The sequence below is a fragment of the Acidovorax sp. DW039 genome (assembly GCF_037101375.1).
Lineage (GTDB): Bacteria > Pseudomonadota > Gammaproteobacteria > Burkholderiales > Burkholderiaceae_C > Acidovorax.
The window spans coordinates 197,080-223,709 of the sequence record NZ_AP029019.1 but is presented as its reverse complement, the minus strand read 5'-3'; the positions used below and the strand labels follow the sequence as shown (position 1 = coordinate 223,709).

The 26,630-nt window shown below is 64.6% G+C and carries 18 protein-coding genes; 9 read left to right on the top strand and 9 right to left on the bottom strand.

Features of this window, described 5'->3' with window-relative positions; all coding sequences use genetic code 11:
- Positions 1–410 precede the first annotated feature (410 nt).
- On the top strand, positions 411–1,937 hold the full coding sequence (locus tag AACH87_RS01000; protein WP_338796841.1) for a BCCT family transporter: 1,527 nt from the start codon (positions 411–413) through the stop codon (positions 1,935–1,937).
- A gap of 70 nt (positions 1,938–2,007) precedes the next feature.
- Here the strand turns inward: AACH87_RS01000 and AACH87_RS00995 are convergent, their stop codons facing one another.
- A complete protein-coding gene (locus AACH87_RS00995; RefSeq protein ID WP_338796840.1) occupies positions 2,008–2,244 on the bottom strand; it encodes a DUF6139 family protein in 237 nt (78 codons plus the stop codon).
- Positions 2,245–2,500: 256 nt separating this feature from the next.
- Between AACH87_RS00995 and glgB the strand changes: the two genes are divergently transcribed.
- The 4 genes from glgB (at position 2,501) to AACH87_RS00975 (ending at position 10,953) form a co-directional block, all read left to right on the top strand.
- The gene (gene glgB, locus AACH87_RS00990) at positions 2,501–4,498 is read left to right on the top strand and encodes a 1,4-alpha-glucan branching protein GlgB (protein ID WP_338796839.1); all 1,998 of its coding nucleotides are present in this window, start codon (positions 2,501–2,503) and stop codon (positions 4,496–4,498) included.
- Positions 4,485–6,590, top strand: coding sequence for an alpha-1,4-glucan--maltose-1-phosphate maltosyltransferase (locus AACH87_RS00985; protein WP_338796838.1), 2,106 nt, complete (start codon positions 4,485–4,487; stop codon positions 6,588–6,590). Before glgB ends, AACH87_RS00985 begins: the two co-directional genes overlap by 14 nt.
- A 134-nt stretch (positions 6,591–6,724) precedes the next feature.
- On the top strand, positions 6,725–10,168 hold the full coding sequence (gene treS, locus AACH87_RS00980) for a maltose alpha-D-glucosyltransferase (protein WP_338796837.1): 3,444 nt from the start codon (positions 6,725–6,727) through the stop codon (positions 10,166–10,168).
- 41 nt (positions 10,169–10,209) lie between these two features.
- Positions 10,210–10,953, top strand: coding sequence for a hypothetical protein (locus AACH87_RS00975; RefSeq protein ID WP_338796835.1), 744 nt, complete (start codon positions 10,210–10,212; stop codon positions 10,951–10,953).
- Positions 10,954–11,060: 107 nt separating this feature from the next.
- Here AACH87_RS00975 and AACH87_RS00970 read toward each other — a convergent pair whose 3' ends face one another.
- Complete coding sequence (locus AACH87_RS00970; protein ID WP_338796834.1) at positions 11,061–11,900, bottom strand: M48 family metallopeptidase; 840 nt, start codon at positions 11,898–11,900, stop codon at positions 11,061–11,063.
- 390 nt (positions 11,901–12,290) lie between these two features.
- Here AACH87_RS00970 and ubiM point away from each other — a divergent pair, with 390 nt between their 5' ends.
- From ubiM to AACH87_RS00950, 4 genes are all read left to right on the top strand, one after another.
- The gene (ubiM, locus tag AACH87_RS00965; protein ID WP_338796833.1) at positions 12,291–13,607 is read left to right on the top strand and encodes a 5-demethoxyubiquinol-8 5-hydroxylase UbiM; all 1,317 of its coding nucleotides are present in this window, start codon (positions 12,291–12,293) and stop codon (positions 13,605–13,607) included.
- 131 nt (positions 13,608–13,738) lie between these two features.
- Positions 13,739–14,188: a hypothetical protein gene (locus AACH87_RS00960; RefSeq protein ID WP_338796832.1), complete on the top strand. Its 450-nt coding sequence runs from the start codon at positions 13,739–13,741 to the stop codon at positions 14,186–14,188.
- 219 nt (positions 14,189–14,407) lie between these two features.
- Positions 14,408–15,349, top strand: a complete 942-nt coding sequence (locus AACH87_RS00955) for an intradiol ring-cleavage dioxygenase (RefSeq protein ID WP_338796831.1) — start codon at positions 14,408–14,410, stop codon at positions 15,347–15,349.
- Positions 15,350–15,490: 141 nt separating this feature from the next.
- Positions 15,491–16,780 (top strand): solute carrier family 23 protein, encoded by a 1,290-nt coding sequence (locus tag AACH87_RS00950; RefSeq protein ID WP_338796830.1) that lies wholly within the window; start codon positions 15,491–15,493, stop codon positions 16,778–16,780.
- Positions 16,781–16,815: 35 nt separating this feature from the next.
- Here the strand turns inward: AACH87_RS00950 and AACH87_RS00945 are convergent, their stop codons facing one another.
- From AACH87_RS00945 to AACH87_RS00915, 7 genes are all read right to left on the bottom strand, one after another.
- Positions 16,816–17,517 (bottom strand): prepilin-type N-terminal cleavage/methylation domain-containing protein, encoded by a 702-nt coding sequence (locus tag AACH87_RS00945; RefSeq protein WP_338796829.1) that lies wholly within the window; start codon positions 17,515–17,517, stop codon positions 16,816–16,818.
- A 95-nt stretch (positions 17,518–17,612) separates the two neighbouring features.
- Positions 17,613–18,833: a type II secretion system protein gene (locus AACH87_RS00940; protein WP_338796828.1), complete on the bottom strand. Its 1,221-nt coding sequence runs from the start codon at positions 18,831–18,833 to the stop codon at positions 17,613–17,615.
- Positions 18,830–19,939, bottom strand: coding sequence for a prepilin-type N-terminal cleavage/methylation domain-containing protein (locus AACH87_RS00935; protein WP_338796827.1), 1,110 nt, complete (start codon positions 19,937–19,939; stop codon positions 18,830–18,832). Before AACH87_RS00935 ends, AACH87_RS00940 begins: the two co-directional genes overlap by 4 nt.
- Positions 19,936–22,248, bottom strand: coding sequence for a hypothetical protein (locus AACH87_RS00930; RefSeq protein ID WP_338796826.1), 2,313 nt, complete (start codon positions 22,246–22,248; stop codon positions 19,936–19,938). The genes AACH87_RS00935 and AACH87_RS00930 overlap by 4 nt, the downstream gene beginning before the upstream one ends.
- Before the next feature lies 1 nt (position 22,249).
- Complete coding sequence (locus tag AACH87_RS00925) at positions 22,250–23,518, bottom strand: type II secretion system F family protein (protein WP_338796825.1); 1,269 nt, start codon at positions 23,516–23,518, stop codon at positions 22,250–22,252.
- A gap of 9 nt (positions 23,519–23,527) precedes the next feature.
- Complete coding sequence (locus AACH87_RS00920; protein WP_338796824.1) at positions 23,528–25,204, bottom strand: GspE/PulE family protein; 1,677 nt, start codon at positions 25,202–25,204, stop codon at positions 23,528–23,530.
- On the bottom strand, positions 25,194–26,630 hold the full coding sequence (locus tag AACH87_RS00915; protein ID WP_338796822.1) for an AAA family ATPase: 1,437 nt from the start codon (positions 26,628–26,630) through the stop codon (positions 25,194–25,196). The genes AACH87_RS00920 and AACH87_RS00915 overlap by 11 nt, the downstream gene beginning before the upstream one ends.

Genomic DNA, 26,630 nt, shown 5'->3' with positions numbered 1-26,630 from the left:
CGCTGACCATGCCCGGCCGTCTCCGAATTGACAGCACCCCTGCGCTTGACTGCGGTATTTCTCCGGTCAGCGCACCCCTTTTGCATACACTGCACGCCCTTACCGCTGGCTACCACCTGTTACCTGCGTGGTGCCAACCTTTGCCAGACCTTGCCACGCCAGCGCGCGTGCATCGGTCTCGGGCCACGGCCCGCCATGCCGAACCTTGCTTTTCCTGCGTTGCCAGGAACGGCATGGATCACACACCACGGCGTGGGGTTCAACCCCTCCTGAAGTGCCATCTGTCCCGCGCAGCCCCTGGCGCCCTCCCGCTTGCGGGGCTTGGTGCCACTGGCGTTCTGTCGCCTTTCCATTCACCATGGAAGGCAGACCCTGGCACTTCGCTTTCTCCATTTCAAGAAAGGTGGCTCATGGAACTTTTCATATCGGCGGGCTTGATCGTCGCCATCGTGCTCTGGGGAGTCATCGCTCCAGATGCCTTGGGGGCGGTGTTTGACACCGCGTTGGCGTCCATCACGCGCAACTTTGGCTGGTTTTATCTGTGGGTGGTCCTCGGGCTGGTGGTGCTGGCCATGGTGCTGGCATTCAGCCGGTACGGCGATCTCAAGCTCGGCCAGGAAGACGACGAGCCAGAGTTCTCCATCGGTGCCTGGTTCGCCATGCTGTTTGCGGCGGGCATGGGGATTGGCCTCGTCTTCTGGGGGGTTGCCGAGCCCATCTCCCACTACGGCACACCCCCGCCCGGCATTGCGCCGCACACGCCCGAGGCGGCCAATGCCGCCATGCGCTACGCCTTTTTCCACTGGGGGCTGCACCCCTGGGCGGTGTACAGCATTGTTGCGCTGGCGATTGCGTTCTTCCAGTTCCGGCGCGGAGGCTCGGCGCTGGTGAGCACGGCGGTGGCCGCACTGCCTTGGTTGCCGCTGCGGCGTCTGGCCCCCGTGGTCAACATCCTGGCCGTGATTGCCACCGCCTTCGGGGTGGCGGCATCGCTGGGCATGGGTGCACTACAGATCAACAGCGGCCTGAACGCCACCCTGGGTATGCCGGTGGGGGAAGCCTGGCAAGTGGGCATCATCGTGGTGACGACCTTGCTGTTTCTGGCATCGGCCATTTCGGGCGTGGGGCGGGGCATCAAATGGCTGTCCGCGTTCAACCTGGGCATGGCCGCCCTGCTCGCGCTCGGGGTGTTCCTCTGGGGTCCCACGGTGGTCATCATCGACACCTTCACCAACACCCTGGGTAGCTATCTGAGCGACTTTGTCCGCATGAGCCTGCGCATGACGCCCTTCCGGGACAGCAGCTGGGTCAGCGGCTGGACGGTGTTTTACTGGGCCTGGTGGGTGAGCTGGTCGCCTTTTGTGGGGCTGTTCATCGCGCGGGTCTCACGCGGGCGCACCATTCGCGAATTCATCCTCGGCACCGTGCTGGCGCCCACGCTGGCGGCGTTCATCTGGTTCACCGTGTTCGGCGGCACGGCCCTGCACCTGGAGATCATGCAGCACATCCCGCTGGAAGCCGCCGTCAAGGCCGACGTGTCCACCGCCCTGTTCGCCATGTTCCAGTCCCTGCCCTGGGGTGGCGTGATGTCGCTGGTTGCCACCGTCCTGGTCCTGGTGTTCTTTGTCACGTCAGGAGATTCGGCCACCCTGGTGCTGGGCATGATGAGCACTGGTGGCGACGAGAACCCCTCCGCGCGGGTCAAGGTCATCTGGGGGGTGCTGGTGTCGGGCATTGCCATCAGCCTGCTTCTGGCGGGCGGGGTCAAGGCGGTTCAGACGGCCACCATTGTCTTCGCGCTGCCATTCACCGTGGTCATCCTGCTCATGGCGCTTGCGCTGTGGAGAGGCGTCAAGGCCGACTGGGAAGCCGACGACCGGCGCGACCGGGCCCTGCGAAAACGCATGCGGGCCATGGTGGAGCCGCCCGGCCAATAAGGCCCGTGGCCTCCCGTCCCTATGCACCAGATGGCCGAGGCAAATGAACTGGTGGAGACCGGGCGCGCTGTCACCGCGTCATGTCGCCAAGGCTGGTAATGGCGTAGCCCTTTTCACGCATCTGCGCGGCGGGCTGGTGGATGCCGTACTCCTCCCAGCGCTCACGGGCGTCGTCCAGATCTTGCCCGGTGACTTCACGCTTCCAGTCGGTGTTGGTGGCTTCTTCAGGAATGGGGCGGCCCTCGGGCACTGCAAGGTGGGAGAACTTGCCCTCGGCCTCGGCTCGGCGGTAGATGTCCACGCGCATGGTTTTCCTTCGCTTGAAAGTGATGAGCACCCCAAGGTAGCCAACCACCGCGCCACAGGACGTAGGAAAAGCGCGCCACTGCGAGCGTTCGGCCGTCTGTGCCATCTGCATGCAGGACAGGGCTGACAGAGCTGCAAGGCCTGGACCTACAGGCCGTTGCGCCCCTGCCGTGCGGAGCGGTTGAGCGGGGTATGGGTCAATAAGAGCCTGTTCAAAGAGCAGCCCTCAAAAGCGACCACCCAGGAGGAACGCACTCGTGCAGGCATCGCCCCCCCAGAACGCATTCACGGCGCACGACGCCTATCTTTTTCGGGAGGGAACGCACGCGCGCCTGTATCAGGGCCTGGGGTGCCACTTGCGTCGGGGCGATCATGCGGGAGCCGATGTGGCCGTGTGGGCGCCCAACGCTGCAGCGGTGTCTGTCATTGGCGACTGGAACGGATGGAACGGCGATGCCGACCCCTTGTGTCCCCGCCCCGACGACAGCGGTGTATGGGAAGGGCATGTGCCCGGCATGGCCCATGGCCACGCCTACAAATTTCGCATCATCACGAAAAGCGGTGAGTGGCTGGACAAGGCCGATCCGTTGGCGGTGTATGCCGAACAGCCCCCTGCCACCGCATCACGCGCCTGGGCGCTGGACTATGACTGGGGCGACAGCCTGTGGATGGGCAGCCGCGGGGCGCGCAACGCGCTGGATGCTCCCATGTCCATCTACGAGGTGCATGCAGGCTCCTGGCGACGGCATGACGGGAGCTTTCTGGGTTACCGCGAGCTGGCCCACGCCCTGGCGGATTACGTGGCGGAGATGGGCTTTACGCACGTGGAGCTGATGCCCATTACCGAGCACCCTTTCTACGGCTCGTGGGGCTACCAGACCACCGGTTACTTTGCCCCCACCGCCCGCTACGGAACGCCGCAGGATTTCATGTACCTTGTGGACCACCTGCACCAGCGCGGCATTGGTGTGCTGCTGGACTGGGTGCCGTCGCACTTCCCCACCGATGCGCATGGCCTGGCGAGCTTTGACGGCACGCACCTGTACGAACATGCCGACCCGCGCCAGGGCTACCACCCCGAGTGGAACTCGGCCATTTTCAACTACGGGCGGCACGAGGTGCGCAGCTTTCTCGTGTCGTCCGGCCTGTTCTGGCTGGACAAGTACCACCTGGACGGCCTGCGCGTGGACGCGGTGGCATCCATGCTGTATCTGGACTACGCGCGCCAGCAGGGCGAATGGATACCCAACCGCCACGGCGGTCGCGAGAACCTGGAGGCGATTGAGTTTTTGCGGCACCTCAACCGCGCGCTTTACCGCGACCACCCCGACACCGTGAGCATTGCAGAAGAGTCCACCGCCTGGCCCATGGTGTCGCGCCCGCTGGAAATGAACGGGCTGGGTTTTGGCATGAAGTGGAACATGGGCTGGATGCACGACAGCCTGGCCTACATGAAGGAGGACCCGGTTCACCGCCGCTACCACCATCACAAGCTCACATTTTCAATGGTGTACGCGTTCAACGAAAACTTCGTGTTGCCGCTCTCGCACGATGAGGTGGTCTACGGCAAGGGCTCGCTCATCCGCAAGATGCCGGGTGACGACTGGCAGCAGTTTGCCAACCTGCGCGCATTGCTCGGCCTGATGTGGACGCACCCTGGCAAGAAGCTGCTGTTCATGGGGGGCGAGTTTGCACAGCGCAGCGAATGGACGCACGAAGGTGAACTGGACTGGGGCAGCCTGCACTGGGGCAGGCACCGGGGGATGCAGGAACTGGTCAAGGCGCTGAACCGGGTGTACCGCGACGAGCCCGCCCTGCACCAGGTGGACTTTGCCGCCGAGGGTTTTGCGTGGGTGGAGCCCGATGACACCACCCACAGCGTGATGGCTTTTCTGCGCAAGCCCCGCGCGAACGAAAACCACGCCGCGCCCGTGCTAGTGGTGTGCAACTTCACCCCAGTGCCGCGTGAGAACTACCTGGTCGGTGTGCCCGAGGCGGGCTGGTGGCAAGAGATTCTGAACACCGACGCCACGGAATTTGGAGGCGCAGGCTGGGGCAACCTGGGTGGTGCACACACCAGCCCCGTGCGGTCGCACCACTGGACGCAATCGCTGTGCCTCACGCTGCCGCCTCTGTCCACCCTCGTGCTCAAGCCCCAGCGGCAGGCAGTCGAGTCTTCTGTGCCAGCAGCGGACGTGCCTGTTGCACTGCCACCCCAACCGCCCATCAGTGCCCCTGCCCATGCCGTCGCATAACACCACCCCCGTGCTGCTGCAGCCAGCACCCCCTGCACCTGCCGCCACCCCCGTGCTTTGGCCTGAAGACGGGCGCGTGCGCGCTGTGGTGGAGACGGTGCTGCCGGCGGTGGATGCAGGTCGCTTTGCCGTCAAGACCATTGCGGGCGAGCCCATCACCGTAACGGCCCACTGCCTTACCGACGGACACGACGCCCTGCGCGTGCTGCTGGTCTGGCGCCCCGAGGGCGACGCACAGGCCACCGAAGTGCCCATGCAAGCGGTGGGCAATGATGAATGGCAGGCCAGCTTTGTGCCCCCCACACCAGGCCGCTACCGCTACACCGTGATCGCATGGGTGGATGCATTTGATTCGTGGCGGCGCGACATGGCCCGGCGTGTGGACGCGCAGGACATCCGCATCGCCGCCCGGGTGGGTGCCATGGAGATTGCGGCGGCAGCGCTGCGTGCCACAGGCAAGGACAGTGCCGCCCTGGTGGCCTGGGCGCAGGCGCTGGAGGACAGCGCGGTATCCGCAGCCGCCATGGCGGAAGACAGCGCGGGCGAAGCCCATGTGAAAGCCCTGAAAGAACTGGCGCTGGACAGCCACTACGCCGCGCTGATGGAACGCTACCCCGACCGCCGCCTGGCCGCGCACTACCCGCAGGAGTTGCCCCTGGTGGCCGACCGGGAGCTTGCACGCTACAGCACTTGGTATGAGCTGTTCCCGCGCTCCACATCGCCCACCCCGGGGGTGCACGGCACCTTCCGTGATGTGCGGGCGCGCCTTCCTGCCATTGCCGCGATGGGCTTTGATGTGCTGTATTTCCCCCCCATCCACCCCATTGGCCGGGTGCAGCGCAAGGGGCAGAACAATGCGCTGGTCGCCAAGCCTGGCGATGTGGGCAGCCCCTGGGCCATTGGGTCGGATGAGGGCGGACACAAATCCATCCAGCCCGAGCTGGGCACGGCGGAAGACTTTCGCACCCTGGTGCAAGAGGCACGCAGCGCCGGGCTGGAGGTGGCGCTGGACATTGCCTTCCAGTGCGCGCCCGATCATCCCTATGTGAAGGAGCACCCGGACTGGTTCCGCTGGCGGCCCGATGGCACCGTGCAGTACGCCGAAAACCCGCCCAAGAAGTACCAGGACATCTATCCCTTCAACTTTGAGTGCGATGACTGGCAGGGCTTGTGGACGGAGCTGCGCAGCGTCTTCGCCCACTGGATTGGCGAGGGTGTGCGCATCTTTCGCGTGGACAACCCGCACACCAAGGCCTTTGCATTTTGGGAATGGGTGATTGCCGACATCCAGAGCGAGCACCCGGAAGTGCTCTTCCTGTCCGAAGCCTTCACGCGGCCCAAGGTGATGCATGGGCTGGCCAAGCGGGGCTTCACGCAGTCGTACACCTACTACACCTGGCGCAACACCAAGGAAGAGCTGATCGAGTACTTCACCGAGCTGGCGCATGGGCCGGGCAAAGATTATTTCCGCCCCAACGTGTGGCCCAACACGCCCGACATCCTGCACGAGCACCTGCAAGGGGGAGAGCCTGCCGTGTTCATGTCGCGCCTGGTGCTGGCGGCCACGCTGTCGGCCAGCTATGGCATCTATGGCCCGGCTTACGAGCTGATGGAGCACCTGCCCCGCGAGCCGGGGTCTGAGGAATACCTCCACTCAGAGAAGTACCAGATCCGCCACTGGGAGCTGGACCGCCCGGGCAACCTGGCCAGCTTTATGGCCCACGTCAACCGCATCCGGCGCGAGAACCCGGCCCTGCAACGCAACGAGGGGCTGCGCTTTTTGCCGTTGGACAACAACGCACTCATCGCCTACGCCAAGCGCTCTGCTGATGGGAGCAACCTGGTCGTCACGGTGGTGAACCTGGATGCGCACCACACCCAGTCGGGCTGGGTGAACCTGCCCGCGAGCTGGGTCAATGCCGAAGGGCAGGAGGCCGCCCCCTGGCAGATGCACGACCAGCTCAGCCACCAGCGTTTCATCTGGCAAGGCGACTGGCATTTTGTGCAACTGGACCCCCACCGCATGCCCGCCCATGTGTTTGTGGTGCGGCGGCGCGTGCGCAGTGAACAGGACTTTGACTACTTTGAATAAGAGCAACTCACAAAACCCAGCGCAGCGGTTGTGGCCAGGCGCTGCGTCGCAGGCAGTACGCGTGGTACGACAAGACGCGGCAACCACGCCAGAAGAGTTTTGTAAGCCGCTCTAAGCCCCAGAGGAAGTGCCGAATGAACGCTCTGCCAACCCCGCGCCACACTGCCGCCAGCACCCCGGGCGACACCGTGCCAGGCATCACGCCGGAGACACCACAGATCGACACCGCCCATGATCCGCTGTGGTATCGGGATGCGGTGATCTACCAGCTCAACGTCAAGGCGTTTTTCGACAGCAACAACGACGGGGTGGGCGACTTCAAGGGCGTGACCGCCAAGCTCGACTATGTGAAGGACCTGGGTGTCAACACGATCTGGCTGATGCCCTTCTATCCCTCGCCTCTGCGTGACGACGGCTATGACATCGCAGCCTACGAAAGCGTGCATCCGCAGTACGGCACGCTGGATGACTTCAAGGAGATGCTGGATGCAGCCCACGAGCGCGGGCTGCGGGTGATCACCGAACTGGTCATCAACCACACCTCGTCCGACCACCCGTGGTTTCAGGCGGCGCGGCGCGCACCACCGGGCTCACCGGAGCGCAACTTTTACGTGTGGAGCGACACCGACCAGCTCTACCAGGGCACGCGCATCATCTTCACCGACACCGAAACCTCCAACTGGACCTGGGACCCGGTGGCCAAGCAGTACTACTGGCACCGCTTCTTCAGCCACCAGCCGGACCTGAACTTTGACAACCCGGCCGTGCTGGAGGCGGTGTTCAAGACCATGCGCTTCTGGCTGGACCTGGGGGTGGACGGCTTCCGGCTCGATGCCATTCCCTATCTGGTGGAGCGCGACGGCACGAGCAACGAGAACCTTCCGGAGACGCACGCCGTCATCAAGAAGCTGCGCGCCGCCATTGATGCGCAGTACCAGAACCGCTTTCTGCTGGCCGAGGCCAACATGTGGCCCGAGGACGTGCGCGAGTACTTTGGCGATGGCGACGAATGCCACATGGCGTATCACTTTCCGCTGATGCCGCGCATGTACATGGCCATCGCGCAGGAGGACCGCCATCCCATCGTCGAGATCCTGCAGCAGACACCGGAGATTCCCGACGGCTGCCAATGGGCGATCTTCCTGCGCAACCACGACGAGCTGACGCTGGAGATGGTGACGAGCAAGGAGCGCGATTACATGTACAGCATGTATGCCGCCGACACGCGGGCGCGCATCAACCTGGGCATCCGGCGGCGGCTGGCACCGTTGATGGAAAACGACCTGGACCGCGTGAAGCTGATGAAGGGCATGCTGCTGTCCATGCCCGGCTCGCCCATCATTTACTACGGCGACGAGATTGGCATGGGCGACAACGTGTTTGTGGGTGACCGCAACGGCGTGCGCACCCCCATGCAGTGGAGCCCCGACCGCAACGCAGGCTTCTCACGGGCCGACCCGCAGCAGCTTTACCTGCAACCCATCATGGATGCGATGTATGGCTACGAGGCACTGAACGTGGAAACGCAGTCGCGCGACCAGAGTTCGCTGCTGAACTGGACGCGCCGCATGCTGGCCGTGCGCAAGACGAGCCACGCCTTCGGGCGCGGCAAGCGCACCTTCCTCAAGCCGGGCAACCGCAAGATCCTCGCCTACCTCAGCGAGTACGAGGACGATGTAATCCTCACCGTGTTCAACCTCTCGCGGGCAGCGCAGCCTGTGGAGCTGAACCTGGCCGCCTACAAGGGCCGCGCCCCGGTGGAAATGCTGGGGCGGGTGACCTTCCCGCCCATCGGTGACCTGCCCTACCTACTGACGCTGCCTTCTTATGGCTTTTACTGGTTCCGCCTCTCGGCCGAGGCCGAGATTCCCCCTTGGCACCAGGACGGACTGGATCTGCAGGAACGCCCGGTGCTCGTGCTGTTTGACGGCTGGACCAGCTTCTTCCGCGACCGAGTGATGCCTTGGCGCATCGGCATGGCCGAGCGCATGCGGGTGCAGTTTGAAACCGACACGCTACCCCGTTACCTGGAGCTGCAGCGCTGGTATGCGGGCAAGGGCCAGACGGTGCAGAGCGCCCGCATCGAAGACCATGCCGTGTGGGCCGAAGACGGCCACGAATGGATGCTGCCCCTGCTGACCATTGATGGCCCGCAGGACCGGGCGACCTACTTCGTGCCCCTGGCGCTGGCCTGGGAAGAAGCCGACGAGGAGCGCATGAAGCGGATCAGCCCCGGCGGGCTGGCGCGCATACGGCAGCAAGCGCAGGTGGGGGTGATGGGAGACGCCTTCCACGACGAGGCGTTCTGCAGGGCGGTGATGCGGGCCATGGGCGCGGGCCGGCAACTGCTGACGGAGCATGGCCGACTGCGTTTTCGCCCCACCTCGGCGTTTGCCGAACTGGCCCGGAACCTGGACACTCTGCCCGTCAGCCACCCCAGCGCGCACAGCAGCAACACCGTGGTCACGTTTGACGAAACGCTGTTCCTCAAGGGCTACCGGCGCCTGCGCCCGGGCATGAACCCCGAGCTGGAGGTAGGCCGCTTCCTGACCGAGGTGGTGCGCTACCCCCATTGCGTTCCCGTGGCGGGCGCGCTGGAATACACGGCACAGGACGGCACGGAATTCACCCTGGCGCTGGTGCAGGCCTACGTGTCCAACCAGGGCGACGGATGGGCTTACACACTGGGGTATCTGGAACGGTTTCTGGAGAGCATTCGCCTGGCCCCCCCCGAGGCACTGCCGCTGCCTGACGGAGAAGCCACCCAGGGAGTCGCGGAAGAACATGGTGGCTATCTGGCACTGGTGGCGACGCTGGGCGAGCGTACCGCCCAGTTGCACCAGGCGCTGGCCACGGTCACGGGCGACGCAGCCTTTGATCCCGAGCCCATCACGGACCAGGACCTGCAAGGCTTTCGCCAGCGCACGCTGGCTGAAGCCGAGGAGACACTGGCGCTCCTGCAATCGCGCCTGCAAGACCTGCCCCCCGCCACGCAGGCCGATGCGCAGACTCTGCTGGGGCAGCGGATTGCACTGCGTGCATGCATTGATGCGGCGGTGCAGACAGACCAAGTGTCCCCTGGTGCAGGTGATAACCAGGCCACAGTCGGCCACACCGGCAACAGAAGCTGGGCCTGGAAGACGCGCTACCACGGTGACTTTCACCTGGGTCAGGTTCTGGTCACCGGCAACGACTTTGTGCTCATCGACTTTGAAGGCGAGCCGGGCCGCAGCTTTGAGGAACGGCGCACCAAGGGCCCCGCCTTGCGTGATGTGGCAGGCATGCTGCGCTCCTTCAACTACGCCCGCTGGGCTGCACTCAAGCACACATCGCACAGCACTGAAGAGCTGGTGCGGCTCGACGGTGCTGTGCAGCAGTGGGAGCAGGCCGCCCGCAAGGCGTTCATGAATGCCTACACGGCCCTGTCGCCCGGCGCAGCGCCCGAGGCATTGCTGCGGCTTTTCGAACTGGAAAAGGCCCTGTATGAGTTGCGCTACGAACTGGGCAACCGTGTGGACTGGGCCCAGGTGCCGCTGCAGGGCATTCTCGATCTGCTCAAGGCGTCCGCGCCCTGCTGAGCCCCACGCCTTCCTTCGACCACCCATTGAGAGATTGATCCATGGAAAACTTTGGTATTCACCTGGAACCGGCACGGGCCATGCTCTTTCAGGTGGGGGCGTTCCTGCCCCGTGTGCTGATTGCAGTGCTGGTGGTGCTGGGTGGCTGGCTGCTGGCCAAGGCCGCGCGGTTTGCCGTCACGCGGGGGCTGCGCGCCATCAACTTCAAGGTGCTTACCGAGCGCGCGGGGCTGGACGCCTTCTGGCGGCAGGGCGGCATGCAGGGCGACACCACCAGCCTGTTCGGCCTGCTGGTGTACTGGCTGGTGCTGCTGGCGGCGCTGCTGATCGCCTTCAACGGTCTGGGGCTGAGCTACGTCACCGCCCTGCTCAGTCGCGTGGTGTGGTTTCTGCCCAATGTGTTCATCGCGCTGATGGTGCTGGCCTTTGGGGCCTACTTTGCGCGCTTTGTGGGCAATACCGTCACGGCCTATGGCCAGCGCATGAAGCTGGCAGACGCCCCGCTGCTGGGCCAGCTGGCGCAGTATGCGATTGTGGTGTTTGTGGTGCTGATTGCGCTGGACCAGTTGCAGGTGGGCGGCAACATCGTGCGACAGAGCTTTCTCATCATCCTGGGCGGCATCGTGTTTGCCGTGGCCTTGGCCTTTGGGCTGGGGGGCAAGGACTGGGCAGCCGACCGCATAGAGAGCTGGTGGCCCCGCCATCGTCCTGCTCCCCCCAAACCCTCACCACCCCCACCACCATCGCACGACGGGCTTCCTCGTCCAGGCAGGAATGCACCATGAAAAAAGGGCTCCGGTGACGGAGCCCTTTTGCGTTGTGTGCTTTTGAACCCTCTAGCGCTTATGGAATAAGCGCTGGCAGCTCACATTTTTATAGCAATCGCAGAGGTTTACTTGCCTGCGGCCTTGTCACGCATGCGGTCGGCACGGGCACCTGGGTCGGGGTGGGAGGACAGCATCTGGTCCATGCCACCTTGCTTGCCGCTGAGTGCCGCCAGCTTGCGGAAAGCCGATTCCATGGCCTTCACGTTGTACTTGTGCTTTTGCATGAAAGCGAGGCCGTAGTCGTCCGACTCGGTTTCCTGGCTTTGCGAGAACTGGCTGTTGAACAGCTTCTCGCCCAGCTCGCCCAGCTCGGAGTCGGCCAGCTTGGCGGCGGTGCCGCTGGATGCCGCCACCGCCTTGCGGCCTGCAGACGCCATGTAGGCCGTGCGCATGGCGCTCATAGTGTGGGCGTGCTTGACGTGCCCGATTTCATGGCCGATCACGCCCAGCAGCTCCTGGTCGTTCATCATGTCCATCAGGCCCGCATACACGCGGATGGAGCCGTCTGCCGTGGCGTTGGCGTTGACTTCCTTGCTCAGGTACACCTTGAAGTTGAGCTTGAGGCCATCTTCATTGACGTGCTTGGCTGTCAAGCGGGCCAGACGCTGGGCGTACTTGTTGTTGGGCGGAGCCAGCTTCTCGGTGCGGTCACCGTAGGCGCGGTACTGTAGCGCCACCGACTTGAGTTCCTCGTCCGATACGGTGGCTGCCTTGAACACATCCAGCGCTGCGCCCACCTTGTTCTCCGACTTGGTGGCCCCGGTGCCGCCCGTGCTGGTGGAACCCAGCGCGGAGGAAATGGCAGACAGGCTGCTGGCTGCGCTGCCGCCGGTGCCCCCATCAGTGCTGGCGCAGCCCGTCAGCACCAGTGCGCAGGCCATGGCGATGTATGTCAATTGCTTCATGGTGTTTCCCTCTTGGAATGGATGTGAAATCGAAGGCAGGGCGTCACACGGTGGCTCTGCGGTTTGCGAATCGGGCGCACTCCCGCAGGAGCCCCGCTCGGCAAAAGCGCGATTGTTCCATGCACGTCCATGCAAGGCCTTCACCCCTACGCCCAATTGCAACGTTTCGTATCTTTAGGGGGGTGATTGAAACCTGCCCCTATTTGTAACACCCGCGCTGCTTCCCGGTGTGTGCGGACGCGTCACGTTCACTCACTTTGCGTTACATATTTCACGCTCCAGGCCTGCCGTGCACCGCCCGTTTTCGTCGGCATTCCTTGATGCAATGCAAGCCGCTCCCCGGTGCGGGCGCCCACAATGCACGGTCCACTCTTGCGCTCTCACACTTCCATGCAGATGCAAAGCGACGTACTCATCGTGGGCGCTGGCCCTGCGGGCCTGTCCCTGGCCATTTCGCTGGCGCAGGCCGGTTTTACCGCCACTGTGCTGGACCAGAATGCCCAGGCAGCGCTGCAAGACCCGGCCCCGGACGGACGGGAAATTGCCCTGACCCACCCCAGCCACGCCACGCTGCAGCGCCTGGGCAGCTGGGCTGAACTGGCCACCTCCGAGATCGGTCATATCCGGGCAGCCAAAGTGCATGACGGCCCCGTGGACATGCACAGCCCGCTGCATCTGCAAACGCAAATGCAGACGCCGCCCCACGCAGCCCCTGCAGATGCCATGCCCCTGGGCTTTATCGTGCCCAACCACGCCTTGCGCCGCAGCGCCTACGCTGTGGCGGCACGCACCCCAGGGGTGCAGATCCTGACAGGCGTGCAGGTGCAGCGCGTGGCGGCCCTGCCTACCCATGCGGAAGTGGACTTTGCAGCATCGGCCACAGCCCCCGGTAGCGAGGCCCCTGCGCTGCAGCGCCTGTGTGCGCCCCTGGTGGTGGCGGCGGACAGCCGCTTTTCCGCCACCCGCCGCCAGCTGGGCATTGGTGCGGCCATGAATGACTTTGGCCGCACCGTCATCGTGTGCCGCATGCGCCACGCACAACCCCATGCCGACACGGCCCACGAATGCTTCGGCTACGAACGCACCCTGGCGGTGCTGCCCCTGCCCGACACTGCAGACGGCCAGCACCAGTGCTCTGTGGTGGTAACCACCCGCACGGACGACGCCACCCGGCTCATGGCCCTGCCTCCAGCCAGGTTTGCGGCAGAAGTACAAGACCAGTTCCAGACCCGTCTGGGCGAAATGGCACTGGAAGGCGAGCGCCATGCCTACCCGCTGGTGGCTGTGTACGCACAGCGCTTTACCGGCCCGCGCTGCGCACTGCTGGGCGATGCAGCGGTGGGCATGCACCCCGTGACTGCCCATGGCTACAACCTGGGCCTGGCGGGGGTGGAGCGCCTGACCCAGGCGTTGACGGATGCCCGCAGGCGCGGGCAGGACCTGGGCGACCCGGGGGCGCTGGCCGCCTATGCCAGAGCCCATCATCTGCATGCCTGGCCCATCTATCAAGGCACCAATGCCATCGTGCGGCTGTATACCGACGCACGCCCCCTGCCCCGCATGCTGCGCCAGCTGGTGCTGCAAGGCGCACGCCGCCTGCCACCGCTGCAAGAGGCCATCATCGGGCAGCTCACCGGCAAAGCGCCCGCCTGGCGCAAGCCGCTGGACGGCTGGCTCCACCGGGCAGCCGCACTTACGAGGCACTGACGCAGCCTTGCCATGGAAGCCGATGCGCAGCCCCGCTGTTGCATCTGCTCACCACAAGCAGCCTGCATCGCCCGCGCCGGGGCCACTATGATCCAGCGCTGCGCCGCACTGGCGCCCACTGCACAGCGCCCATGACCTCTGCCATCAACGCCCTTTCGACCGCCTGGCCCGCCATCGCCCTGATCCTGCCCATCCTGGTGCTGGTGTCCGCCATCGTTTTTCTGGCCAAAGGTGACCGCCGCAGCTTTTCCTTTCTGCTGGCCTTGCTGGCCTGCTACGTGATGGGTGCGTTGTTGATGGAGTTCTTCGTCTTCATGGCTGCACGCATGGCCCGCGGCGGCAATGGCGCCCCCGTGCCCGTGCTGGGCACAGGCACCAAGCAGTTGCTGGAGACACTGTCCAGCCCACGCTCGATTGCAGCGCCCCCTTTGTCATTGGCCGCCGTGGCCGCGTATGCGGTACTCGCGTCGTACCTGTGGGTGGCGGTGGCCTGGGTGCTGCACCTGCGCGGTGGCAGCGGCAAACGGGGTGGCAGCAAGAAGAAGCCGGCAAAGACAGCCCGCAAGCCCGCCAAAGGCTGAAAGCTCACCGTGGCGTTGCCGACCACGGGCCTCAGCCGCACCCGCTGATTGCTATACCTTCAATAGCTGCTTGCGTTTTTTTATAAAGCGCCAGAGCCACTTTTTGCAAGCAAAGGCGACATCCGTTTTTACCGAATCTTTACGGCCCGGCAACGCTGCGGAATGACGCGCTGCATAGATTGTGTTTCCTTGATCCACCACAAGAGAGAGAGAAACACGATGAGCCACACGACGTGCACACCCCCTTCCTCCGCGGCACCTGGCCACCACGGCGGCCTTGCCCACGATCTGCGCATCCTGAACGAGCGTCGCCAGGCCCTGCGCTGGCTGGCCGTAGGCACCAGCGTGCCGTTTTCACTGTGGGGCTGCGGGGGCGGCGGCGACAGCACCACCTCGACAGACACCACTACGGGCACAGGCACGGACACCGGTAGCGGCACAGGAACCGGTACCGGGACGGGAACCGGTACGGGAACCGGCACGGGGACGGGGACCGGAACGGGTACCACCTCCACCTGCAACACCATTCCCAGCGAAACCGCTGGACCCTATCCCGGCGATGGCACCAACACCAGCAATGGCTCGGTGGCCAATGCACTGCTGCTGTCTGGCATCGTGCGCAGCGACATCCGCAGCAGCCTCACCACCAGCACCACGGCGCAGGGCATTGCGCTGACCATCCGGCTCAAGCTGGTCAACACCAGCAGCAGCTGCGCCAACCTGGCGGGCTATGCGGTGTACCTGTGGCACTGCGACCGCGACGGCAACTACTCGATGTACAGCACCGGCATCACCAACGAAAACTATCTGCGCGGCGTGCAGGTGGCCGATGCCAATGGCGAGGTGAGCTTCACCACCATCTTCCCCGGCTGCTACGACGGCCGCTACCCGCATGTGCACTTCGAGGTGTTCCCCAGCCTGGCGTCTGCCACATCGGGCAACAACGATGTCAAGACATCCCAGCTCACGTTCACAGCAGCGGCACTGTCCGAGGTGTATGCCACATCGGCCTACGCCACAAGCCGCACCAACCTGTCTCGCATCTCGCTCAGTTCTGACAACGTGTTCAGCGACGACAGCGCAGCCCGCCAGATTGCCGAAACCAGCGGCACGGTGACCACGGGCTACACCGCCGTTCTCACCGTGGGTGTGGCCGCCTGACGGCCTGGCGCTCGTCTTTCATTTCAAGGGGCCCCACGGGGCCCCTTGGTGTTTTTGGTCTTTGCCCGTGCAAATCCGCAGTGCCTTGGCAGAAACAGGCTCTACCATCGCGCCTGCAAATTTTTACAAAAAGGAAATGACATGGGATTCTTCGACTGGAAGGTCAAAAACCCCGAGGTGCTGCAGCAAGGCGGCGTGATCGGGCCTGACGAGCGCCTGCCCTGGGGGCAGACAGCGGCCATGGGGGTGCAGCACGTCATCGCCATGTTCGGCGCTACGGTGCTCGCGCCCATTCTGATGGGGTTCGACCCCAATGTGGCCATTCTCATGAGCGGCCTGGGCACGCTCATCTTCTTTCTCGTCACCGGCGGCAAGGTGCCCAGTTACCTCGGGTCCAGCTTCGCCTTCATTGGCGTGGTGATTGCCGCCACAGGCTACGCGGGCAAGGGAGCCAACGCCAACATTGGCGTGGCACTGGGCGGCATCATTGCCTGCGGCCTGGTCTACACGCTCATCGGCGCGCTGGTGCAAGCCATTGGCACGCGCTGGATCGAGCGCTGCATGCCGCCGGTGGTGACCGGCTCGGTGGTGGCGGTGATTGGCCTGAACCTGGCGGGCATTCCCATCAAGAACATGGCGGCCAGCAACTTTGACAGCTGGATGCAGGCCGCCACCTTTGTGTGCGTGGGGCTGGTGGCCGTGCTCACGCGCGGCATGGTGCAGCGCCTGCTGATTCTGGTGGGGCTGATCGTGGCCAGCATCCTCTACGCCGTGCTGACCAACGGCCTGGGGCTGGGCAAGCCCATGGACCTGACGGCTTTGGCCAATGCACCGTGGTTTGGCATGCCCAACTTTGCAGCGCCTGTGTTCACCGGCAATGCCATCTTGCTGATTGCCCCCGTGGCCATCATCCTGGTGGCAGAAAACCTGGGCCACGTGAAGGCCGTGACGGCCATGACCGGCCAGGACCTGGACCGCTACATGGGCCGCGCCTTCATCGGAGACGGCATTGCAACCATGGTCAGCGGCAGTTCGGGCGGCACGGGCGTGACCACCTACGCCGAAAACATCGGCGTGATGGCGGCTACCAAGATTTACTCCACCGCCGTGTTCCTGCTGGCGGGCGTGTTCGCCCTGGTGCTGGGCTTCTCGCCCAAGTTCGGCGCACTGATCCAGACGATTCCGCTGCCCGTGATGGGTGGCGTGTCCATCGTGGTGTTTGGCCTCATCGCCGTGGCCGGGGCCAAGATCTGGGTGGACAACCGGGTGGACTTCTCGCAGAACAAGAACCTCATCGTCGCCGCCATCACCCTCATCCTGGGCACGGGCGACTTCACGCTCAAGTTTGGTGACTTTGCCCTGGGCGGCATCGGCACCGCCACGTTCGGGGCCATCGTGCTGTACGCACTGCTCAACCGCAAAGGCTCCTGAGCGACGCCACGGGGGGCTGCCCCCCCGGCCGTGGTTCAGCGCGTCATCTGCACCACGGCCTCCACCACCGCAACCTGGTCTTCATCACGACCAGTGGCGTCTTTGGAACCATAGGCCATGCGTTCATCCACGCTCCAGGCCTGCCCGGTGGTGATGGATTTGTCGCCCGCCAGACGGCTTTCACGCACACGGCCAAAACGCGCGTCGGGATGACCGTCAATCTGGCTGTCCAGCAGCATTGCCAGCGCGGGAGTCACACCCTTGAGCACCATCACATTGCGCGGGCGCTGCTCATAACTGTCCACCGAGGCACCGGGCTCCGCCCAGGTGATGTTCTGGAAGCAGACCTCCACATCCTGCGGGTTGCCATTGCTGTCCAGATAGGCCGCGTGGCTGCGCTGCCCCTCTGCGCGCCCCTCGGGCACGCGAATGCCTGCGGCCAGAAAGGCGTTGACCAGTTCCCTACCGCACAGAGCATCCGTTCCTGCGTTGACGCGGCCGGTGGGGGCTGCGGCGTTATCGCCCGGCACGATGCCGGTGCCAGCCACAAAGCCGTCATAGGCCAGCAACCAGCCCTGCACAAAGTCGGTGGAAATGCGCTGGTAGGCGGCGTTGCGCTGCAGGTCGCGCCCGATGGCCACGGCCCCCAGAATCAGGCCAATCACGACCAGCACCACAGACAGCTCAACCAGGGTAAAGCCCTTTTGTAGCAACGATTGTTGAGTTTTGCGTTTCATGTTCTATGCATCCTTGTGCGCAGTCCTTGCGCTCCCACGCCCCACCCTGCGGGCAGCATGCCGGGGCTGCAGGCGTTCATCGCACGGGTCACGGGTCAATGTCCCAGCGCATCAGCAGCCCGGAAGTGCTGGGTCACATCGCGCGCCAACACCGCACTGGGCTCCATCATGGCTTTGGCCTGCTCCACCCGCTTGGCAGATTCCACCGTCACCGCAATGGCCAGGGCCACTGGGGGAACCGATGCACCCACCGCCACGGTACTGACCGCCACAGCCGCAGTGGCGGCGGCCATCAGACCTGCAGCGGTGCCTGCCGTGATGACGGTAAATGTCGTAGCATTGGCAAGCGCTGCCACCGCATTGGCCAGGCCCGCTGCTGCCAGCGCCACCCCTGCCGTTGCACTGGCCAGGTTGGCTCCGGCCAGCAAGGCCTCCACCTCCAGCTGGTACTTGTAGTCGCTGATGGCTCGGCGCATCGCGCTGGCCGCCACCGCCGCATTGGCATGGCTGTGGTGAATGGCGGACAAGGCCTGTCCACACTGGAGCTGACCGAACAGCGTGTCAAACGCCACGGCTGTCACCCGGTCGTCATAGGTGGCACCGGTGGGGCGATTGGCCGCTTCAAAAGTCGGGTCGGTGTTGGATGCAGTGTGGTTGTGCCCATCCATGCGATCGCCATCTCCATCGCTGTCCAGCAAGCCGGGGGCCGCAATCACGTACGCCATGGGACGGCGCTCTGCCGGGGTTGCTCTGGCGTCCCGTACGGCCAGGCCATCGACCCGGGGGAGCGACTCAGAGGCCAAAGACAGGCTCAGGCACAGGTCCGGCAGATTGGCAGCACCCAGGAATCTTTCGCTCAGGGTCTGGATATCTGCCTCGGCTGGAGGATCGGTTGCCAGGGGGCGCATGCGGTCGGCCACCACGGCCAGATCCGTGTCCATCCATTGGCTGCTCTGCGGCACGCGGTACACCCCGTAGCGCATCTGCGCAGAAGCAGCCGCCGGAATCTGCAGGGTGCGCCAGGGCAGCCACCCCACTTGGCGCGGGTTGGTGGCTGTACCGCAGTTCTCCAGCCCCGTCTCGTCAGCCGCAGGGCAAGGCAGACGGTAGTTGGCATGCACAAAACCCAGGGTGGCCTGCTGGGCCTGCACCATCACGTCACGTTCGACCGCTGCCACCTTCTGCTGGCCTGCAGTACGCCACCACGCTACAAAGGCCACACCGATCAATCCCAGCACCACCAGGGCTACGCCCATTTCCACCATGGTGAAGCCGCGCTGCCTGCGGCCAGCGATCCTTCTCAAAGCATCTCTCATGGGTTCAACCCCTTGCTGTCTGCCAGCGTGGCTGCGCTGACGGCTCGCTCCAGCTCTGCCGCGTACTCTTCCTTCAGCGTTTGGGCTCCTTCAAACTGGGCTTTGGCCTTCTCCTCAGAAATCACAGCTGAAATCACCCCTGCCGTGGCCGCCACCAGCGCGGCTGCTGAGGCTCCGACCGGAATGGCGGCCTTGGCCACCACGCCAAAACCCAAGCCCACACTGTTGGCGGCAATGGCCAGGGCGGTGGTAAACCCGGCACCCGCAATCACAATGTCCACCCCGGCCATCACTTCCTTGGCAATCGCAAACTGTGTGCTGGTCTTGCGCACGTCATACGCCATGCTGCGAAAACGCAGGAACTGGTCAGCATCGCGGTCCAGGTCATAGGCGGCGTAGGCGGCACGCGCTGCCGCATTGGCCTCGCCCAGCCGCCCCGGACAGCCGATGCGCCCCGACAGTTCAGGCAGACCCGCGGACACCACGATGTCGTCATAGTTCGCATCCTGTGCACGTCCCGGCAAGTCAAAGCCTGTGAGGTTGTCTCCCTGGAAAATACCGTCCGCTCCCGGGTGGGCCAGCGCATATGCAGCCCGCACCCCGCCCGCAGTGAGTTCGGAACCGCTGGCACCTGAAAGCGCTGAAGCCCGGCGCAGAGCAACACAAAGGTCCAGGCCATTGAGAGGGCTGCTCGCCACGGCAGGAGCCGTGGGGGGGAGCAACGGTTGGTAGCGGTCTGCAACCCGCGCCAGGTCGTTATCGCTGGGCGTGGTCGCACGGTACACGCCGTACCGCAGGTGGGCGTAGCCCTGCGGCAACCCCAGCGCACGCCAGGGCAGACGCCCCACACTGACAGCAGCACCCGCCACATCCGTGCAACTCTCCTGCCCGGCCCCCTGGATATCGGGGCACGGCAGTCGATGGTTGCGCAGCAAAAAACCCTCCAGCGAAGCCTGGGCCATGGACAGCTGCTGCTGTACAGGCTCTCCGTCTGCCACGTCTTTGCTGGCAGGCAGCAGCTGCCAGGCCGCCAGGCCCGCCACTGCACCCACGGCCAGCACCACGGCCAGCTCCACCAGGGAGAATCCTCTTTGCGGAGCTTTCATCGCATGCCCCCCTTCTCGTCGGCACGGATGAGAATCGCCTCAGCCCCCTTCCAGTTGGGAAGGAAGACCGAAATCGGGTCTTTGGCCTGGGTAATGTCCCGGATGGACTGGTACGCACTGTCTGCCTGGTTCGCAGACTCCACGGCCTTTTGGTACGTCGCTTCGGACGCCAGCGTCTCGGCGTTGCTGCCCTTCCACTTGAAGTAGATGCTGTTCTTGCCATCGGCAAACAGCGGCTTCAAGGCAGACTCCATGTCCGAGCGTCCGTCGTAGTACCGGGTCACCGTGGTGCACTTCTTGCCCTCGCTATCGCACTCCTGGGCACTGTATGACAAGTACGCCGCACTCACCGCCGCCGAGTAGGCATCCTGGAACTCCTTGTTCGCCGTCTCCAGCTGCTTTTGCGTCGCATCCATCTGGGCCTTCTTCCCTGCCAGATCAGGCGCAACGTTGGCCAGCTGAGACTGCAGCTTGTTGCGCTGGGCCACAAGATCGTCCCGCAGACGCTGCAGGGTATTCCTCCGCTCCTGCAGCTCCTTGCGCTCTGCCTCCGTCATCTGCTGTTCGAGCTGTTGGTCCACAGCGTCAATCTGCTTTCCAAAATCAGTGATCTGCAGATTCAACTTGTCGATCTGCTGGCTGATGTCCCTGACGGAACCTGCGTTGCTCAGCAAATTGTCCCGTTCCTTGATGATGGCGTCGCGACGAACCGGGTCGGTTTCCTTTTCAATCTGTTCGTTCAGGACCCTCAGATACTCGTTCATCGTTTCCTGCGGTAGTTTCTGGTCCTGATTGGCAAGCTTCTCCGCGCTTTCATAAGCCTGCTTTGCATCCTCGTAGTTGATGCGTGCAGTGGACAAGGCATCGGCCTTGCTGACGACCGTGTTCAGGTAACTTTCCAGGCTGTTCAGTGGGCGCGTTCCTTTGGGATTACCGGCTTCGTTGGAGGCTCGCACGATGGCTTGCATCTTCTGCCGGGCCGACTGGAGAGCCGATTCCTTGCTGTTGCGCAGCGATTCCTCGTTGCCCTTGGCTTTCTGCCACTCGGCGTAGGCCTGATCGCGCTTGTCTGCGGCATCCTTGCTGGCTTTCTCGGCCTCTTTCAGCGCCTCAGAAAAGTCCACGCCGGGTTTGACGGTCACGCCCGCCATCACCCCTGCTGACGCCGTCAGTGCCGTTGCCACCGCACTCAGCCCGGCGCCGTAGCCCGAAGCCACCACCGCAGCAGTCGATGCCGCCACGGAGATGGTGGCAGCTGTCACGGAAGCTATGGCGTGGGGAATCGCGGCGCAGCCCACCAAGATGGCGCAGGTTCCTACAGCCGTCGCCAATTCTGCGGTGGCTGTGGCGAGGTACCCCGCCGAAGTGACCAGCTGGGTGGCCGCAGCCACCACCTTGTAGATGGCTACCGCCGTCTTGACCACATTCACCGCGGCCAGCACGGTAGCCATTGTGGTGTTGGAAAGCTCCTGGCTTTGTACTTCCTCCACCATGTCCGTGGCCAGCGCGAGCATGTCCAGGGATGCCGTGAGGCGCGCGCAGTCCAGTGCCAGTGCGAGGTTGTCATAGCCCCGGGCCAGGACGCGGTCATCCGCAGCCGCTGATGCACTGCCCCGCTCCGGCGCCGCCAAGCCGTTGCCCTGCAAGCTGTTGGCTGTGTCAAACAAGTCCCCGGTGCCAGCCTCGTCACGCGTGCCGGGGTGGGCAATGGCAAATGCCACGGCCCGTGCAGGGGTAGACGAAAGCTGAGCGTGCGAACCCGCCAATGCGGTACCGGTCCCCGTCTTGAGCTTGCCGCACAGGTCAGGCGTCGTCACCACCGAATACTCGGCGGCGTTGCCAAACAGTGAGAACGAACCGGGGTACTTGCGCTGGCCGGTGTATTTCTCGTCATTGTTCTTGAACGCCACGGGCTTCCAGGTGTCCGTGGCCACGGCCAGGTCAACCGCGTTACGCTGCACCAGATAGCGCAGGTTGCCCACGCCAGCGTCTTTGCTGGCCCCCTCCAGCCCCAGGGTCCGGTAAGGCAGCCAACCTTTTTGCGCACCGCTACCGCAGTCCTCCAGACCATCGCGGTCCGTGTCCGGGCAGGGAAGGCGGTGGCGGGCGGCCGCAAAGCCCACCACCATGCGATCCGCCTCCATCAGCTGGGCGGCCTGGCGCTGGGCCGCATTGGATGCGTCCCGCGCCTTGAGGGCAATAAAGCCAGCCACCAGCGCGCCGGAGGCAATCAGGATGAGCAGCATCACCTCCAGCAGGCTCAGGCCCCGCTGCAGGCGACGGCTTTGTGTGTGCAGCCTGGGTTCCATATCAACCACCCAGCGACTGGTTGACCGACTGGCGCACCAGGTCGTACACCGGCAGGAGCAATGCCACGATGAGGAACAGGAACAGCGCACCTGCCAGCAGGATGACGGCAGGCTTGAGGATTTCTGCCAGCGACTTGACCAGCACCTCCAGCCGCTTGCGATATTCGGCCGCCAGATGGGTGAGCTGCACATCAAGGCTGCCCGACTCTTCGCCCACGGCAATCATGCGCACGGCCATGGCCGGAAAGCCCCCCACGCGGCGCATGCTCATGGCAATGCCGTCGCCCCGCTCCACCGACTCGCGCACCTGGATCAGGCGGCTCTGGTAGTGCTGGTCGCGCGTGGCACGGGCGAGCACGTTCAGGCAGGTGACAAAGTCCAGCCCGGCGCGCACCAGAATGGCCAGATGCTCGGTGATGTGGGCCATGCCCGAAGAAGTCATCAACACCCGCGCAATCGGCATGCGGTGCAGAGCCTCGTGCAGGCCACGGCGCACGGCAGGCACCCTGCGCACGGCCAGCACCATGCCGCACACCACCGCCAGCGTGATGGCGATGATCCAGGGGGCGTGGTGCACCAGAGCGTCCGAGAAATTCACCAGCGCCAGCGTGATGGGCGGCAGCTTGGCATGCAACTGCGCAAACAGCCGCGCCATGTTGGGCACCACGTAGTAAATCCAGAAACCCGCCACGCCAAAGATGGTGGCAAACACAAAGGCCGGGTAGATGAGCGCTGTGCGAATGTCGCGGCGAATGTTGAGCATGCGCTCCACATGGTCCGCAGCCTCGCCCAGCATGCGGTCTACCGTGCCGGACTGGTCACCGATGGCGACCAGATTGCGCACCGTTTCAGGAAAGATGTCGGGGTGGCGCGCAAAGGCCTCGGCCATGGTCACCCCGGCGTTGAGGTCTTCCTTGAGGCGCCGCGCAATGCGGCTCACGGCCCGGTTGCCCGTGGCATTGCCCTCTTCCACCAGCGTGGAGAGTGCCTCCATCGCGGGCACGCCCGCGCTGAGCATCAGGCCCAGGTCGCGCAGAAACCCGGCCAGGTCTTCCGTGCGCACATGGGCGCGGCCCAGCCGCAGCAAAAAATCGCCCGCCCCTGACAGCAGTGACGGCAGGCGCTGAAGCAGCAGCACCGTGCCCTCGGTTTCACGCTCCAGCCGCAGGCGGGCCGAATGGTCGCGCTCCACGGCCAGGCGCAGCAGGCCGCTGCGCACCTTGCCGTGCGGCAGCAGCACACGGTAGTAATAGGTCTTCACACCACTCATGTCACCGCCCTAGTGCTCACCCACGGTGCGCAGGATTTCATCCATGGTGGTTTCGCCTGCCAGCACGCGCTGGCGGGCCAGCGTCACGATAGGGCGCAGGCCCGCCGCCTCGGCCAGCTCGCGCAGCTCGCGGCGTGAGACATCGCTGGCAATCGCATCGGCCACTTCGCGGTTGATGAGCAGCAACTCGTACACGGGCAAGCGGCCGAAGAAGCCGGTGTCGCGGCAGTGGGTGCACCCTGCGCCGTAGTACACCTGGGGCACCTCGTGCCCACCCAGCCAGCGGTGCTCCTCTGCCGTAGCGTGCCGGGCCGTGCGGCAGTGGGGGCAGATGCGTCGCACCAGGCGCTGGTTGATGACAGTGATGAGGTTCTCTGCAATGGTCTCGGTGTCCACCCCCAGCAGCTTCAGGCGCGGCACCACGCCGAAGATGCCACCGACGTGCAGGGTAGAGAGCACCAGGTGACCGGTGGAGGATGCGTCCAGCGCCGCCCGGGCCGTTTCGGGGTCGCGGATTTCGCCCACGAGGATGATGTCCGGGTCATGCCGCAAGAAGTGGCGCATGGCGCTCGCAAATTCGTAGCCTGCCCGGCGGTTCACCTCGGTCTGGCAGGCCACAGGAACGCGGTACTCAATCGGGTCTTCCACCGTGAGCACGTTGCGCTCGATCAGTGGCTGCATGCGCAAGGCGGCGTGCAGCGTGGTGCTCTTGCCAGAGCCCGTGGGGCCGGTGATCAGGATCAACCCGTGCGGGCGGCTGAACACCTTTTCCATCACGGCAACGTCCTCCGGCAGAAAGCCCAGGTCCTGCAGCTTGTCCAGGTCACTGCGCTCGGGCAGCAAGCGCATCACCATGCGCTCGCCAAATTCCGAGATCAACGTGGAGACACGGATGGTGTAGGCCGCCTCCAGCACGTCGGCCGTGAAGCTGCCGTCCTGCGGCAGGCGTTGTTCACTGGCGTCCATGTCGGCTTGCAGCTTGACATAGCTCACCAGGCGGTCCAGCGATGGGGCTAGGGCAAACATGGGGCGCATCACCCCGTCAACGCGCATCAGCACCGTGCGGCTTTTGGCGGTGGGGGCGAGATGGATGTCGGTGGCGCGTTCGCGCACAGCCAGGTGCAGGATCAGCTCCAGCAGCCGTGCCGGGCTGTAAGCCCGGTCCACATCAGCCTCCAGGCGGCGGATTTCGCTCTCGATCAGGCGATCCGCAGGGTTCTCGGCAAAGTAGTAATGCTGGTGGATGGACTGCGCCACCTTCTGGAACTCACCCTGCAGAAAGCGCACACCCAGGCCCATGCGCCGCTGCACCACGGCCATCACCTCGGCAGGCTGGGCATCGCCCAGCACCACTTCCAGCACATCACCGTCGCGGCGCAGGGGCAGGAAGCCGTGCGTGAGGCAGAGGTTGCGGTTGAAGACGGACGCTACTTCGCCCTCTACTACGGGAAGCTCGCTCACTTCGACAAACGGGATGCCACGCTGCTGCGCCAGGTAGCGGGCGATTTCCTTGGGGCTGACCAGCCCCAGGTCCACCAGCAGCGAGCCCATGGGCACGCCTTCGATCTTCTGTTTTTGCAGCACGTAGTCGATCACCACGGGCGGCACGATGCGCGCCGAGATCAGGTATTCGCCCAGCGCCTGGGGCATGGGGCGGGCCGAAGGGCTGGCCAGATCAAGCGCCATGAAGCTTCTCCAAAAGCATGAAAGTCAGTTCATCGGGATGGCCGGTCACCGGCAAACCGAGGCTTTGTTGAAAGGACTGCAGCGCAGCGCGCGTGCGCGGGCCGCCCATGCCGTCGACAAACTGCGGCTCCAGCAGGCCGCGCTGGGCCAGCTTTTCCTGCATGAGGCGGGTGGCGCTGCTGGCCTGGCTTTGCCAGGCCTCGGCAATCAGGGGATTCGCCTGCCAGGTGGCCCAGGTGACCCCGGCGAGCTTTTCCGTACACACGCCACCCAGGTCTGCTGCGATCTTTTCCAAGGGCTCAGGCAGGGGCTGGCTCACGATCACGGAGCGCCCCGCCGGGGTCGCCTGCTGGCGCACGCGCTCGTAGCAAGCCAAGGGGGCTGCCGTGGCGGATTGCGCACCGGATGCAGCATGGATCGGAGCGCTGGCAGGGGCAACCGGTGCAGCAAGCACTGGGCCCTCTGCCGCCTGCGTGGCGCGGGCAGCAGACTGCACGGGGGCAGGAGACCACCATTGGGCGGCAGATACCAAGGCGGCACCGGTGAGCGCTGAAGCGCCCACCAAGGCCATCCAGCCCCAACGTCGCCCACTGCGCGAGGTCTCGGCGGGCAAACTCACGTCCTGCACCGCTGCCTGCAGCAAGTCCCGGTCAATCTCCCACTGGTTGCGGGCCGCGAGACCATACAGGCAGCGGTCCAGCACCAGATGGATCTGCCGCAGGTTGCCACCGGTAGAGCGGTGCAGCAACTGGGCTGCCGACGGGGCCAGACTGATGCGCCCGGAGCCGCCCGCTGCGTTGATGCGGAACTCGAAGTAGCGACCCACCTCGTCCTCGCGCAGGCCACGCAGGCGGGCATGCTTGATGATGCGGCTTTTGAGCTGGCGCAGCTCAGGCGCCGACAGCACAGCTTCCAGCTCAGGCTGGCCCACCAGCAAAATCTGCAGCAGCTTCTCCTGGCCTGTTTCCAGGTTGCACAGCAGGCGCACCACCTCCAGCGATTCCACTGTGAGGTTCTGCGCATCGTCAATCACCAGCAGGCAGGTCTTGCCTTCGCGGTGGCGATCCATCAGAAACGCGTTGAGCAACGCAAGGTTGCGGTCCAGGTCGGCATCGGGCTCCAGCCCAAAGTCCCGCACCACAGCGGCCAGCAATGCGCTGCCCTGCAAGAAGGTGTTGAACACCAGGGCCGAGCAGGTCTCCCCCTCTGGCAACGTGTCCAGCAGGCGCCGCACCAGCGTGCTCTTGCCCAGGCCCACCTCCCCTGTCAGCAGCACGAAGCCCTTGCGGGCTTCGATGCAATGGCGCACTTCGGCAAACTGTTCCTGCAGATGCGGGGTGAAGAAGTACGAACCAGCGTCAGGCGCAGGCGGGAAGGGGCTACGCACCAGACCCAGGGTGGTCAACAGCGGGGTGACGCCAGACAT

What these genes read in the sequence shown, in the direction of transcription:
- AACH87_RS00935 (WP_338796827.1), bottom strand. Translation starts at nt 19,939, where the DNA reads ATGAAAGCTCCGCAAAGAGGATTCTCCCTGGTGGAGCTGGCCGTGGTG.
- AACH87_RS00955 (WP_338796831.1), top strand. Translation starts at nt 14,408, where the DNA reads ATGAGCCACACGACGTGCACACCCCCTTCCTCCGCGGCACCTGGCCAC.
- AACH87_RS00920 (WP_338796824.1), bottom strand. Translation starts at nt 25,204, where the DNA reads ATGGCGCTTGATCTGGCCAGCCCTTCGGCCCGCCCCATGCCCCAGGCG.
- AACH87_RS00950 (WP_338796830.1), top strand. Translation starts at nt 15,491, where the DNA reads ATGGGATTCTTCGACTGGAAGGTCAAAAACCCCGAGGTGCTGCAGCAA.
- ubiM (WP_338796833.1), top strand. Translation starts at nt 12,291, where the DNA reads ATGCAGATGCAAAGCGACGTACTCATCGTGGGCGCTGGCCCTGCGGGC.
- AACH87_RS01000 (WP_338796841.1), top strand. Translation starts at nt 411, where the DNA reads ATGGAACTTTTCATATCGGCGGGCTTGATCGTCGCCATCGTGCTCTGG.
- treS (WP_338796837.1), top strand. Translation starts at nt 6,725, where the DNA reads ATGAACGCTCTGCCAACCCCGCGCCACACTGCCGCCAGCACCCCGGGC.
- AACH87_RS00945 (WP_338796829.1), bottom strand. Translation starts at nt 17,517, where the DNA reads ATGAAACGCAAAACTCAACAATCGTTGCTACAAAAGGGCTTTACCCTG.
- AACH87_RS00985 (WP_338796838.1), top strand. Translation starts at nt 4,485, where the DNA reads ATGCCGTCGCATAACACCACCCCCGTGCTGCTGCAGCCAGCACCCCCT.
- AACH87_RS00970 (WP_338796834.1), bottom strand. Translation starts at nt 11,900, where the DNA reads ATGAAGCAATTGACATACATCGCCATGGCCTGCGCACTGGTGCTGACG.
- AACH87_RS00915 (WP_338796822.1), bottom strand. Translation starts at nt 26,630, where the DNA reads ATGTCTGGCGTCACCCCGCTGTTGACCACCCTGGGTCTGGTGCGTAGC.
- AACH87_RS00930 (WP_338796826.1), bottom strand. Translation starts at nt 22,248, where the DNA reads ATGGAACCCAGGCTGCACACACAAAGCCGTCGCCTGCAGCGGGGCCTG.
- AACH87_RS00995 (WP_338796840.1), bottom strand. Translation starts at nt 2,244, where the DNA reads ATGCGCGTGGACATCTACCGCCGAGCCGAGGCCGAGGGCAAGTTCTCC.
- AACH87_RS00975 (WP_338796835.1), top strand. Translation starts at nt 10,210, where the DNA reads ATGGAAAACTTTGGTATTCACCTGGAACCGGCACGGGCCATGCTCTTT.
- AACH87_RS00960 (WP_338796832.1), top strand. Translation starts at nt 13,739, where the DNA reads ATGACCTCTGCCATCAACGCCCTTTCGACCGCCTGGCCCGCCATCGCC.
- AACH87_RS00925 (WP_338796825.1), bottom strand. Translation starts at nt 23,518, where the DNA reads ATGAGTGGTGTGAAGACCTATTACTACCGTGTGCTGCTGCCGCACGGC.
- AACH87_RS00940 (WP_338796828.1), bottom strand. Translation starts at nt 18,833, where the DNA reads ATGAGAGATGCTTTGAGAAGGATCGCTGGCCGCAGGCAGCGCGGCTTC.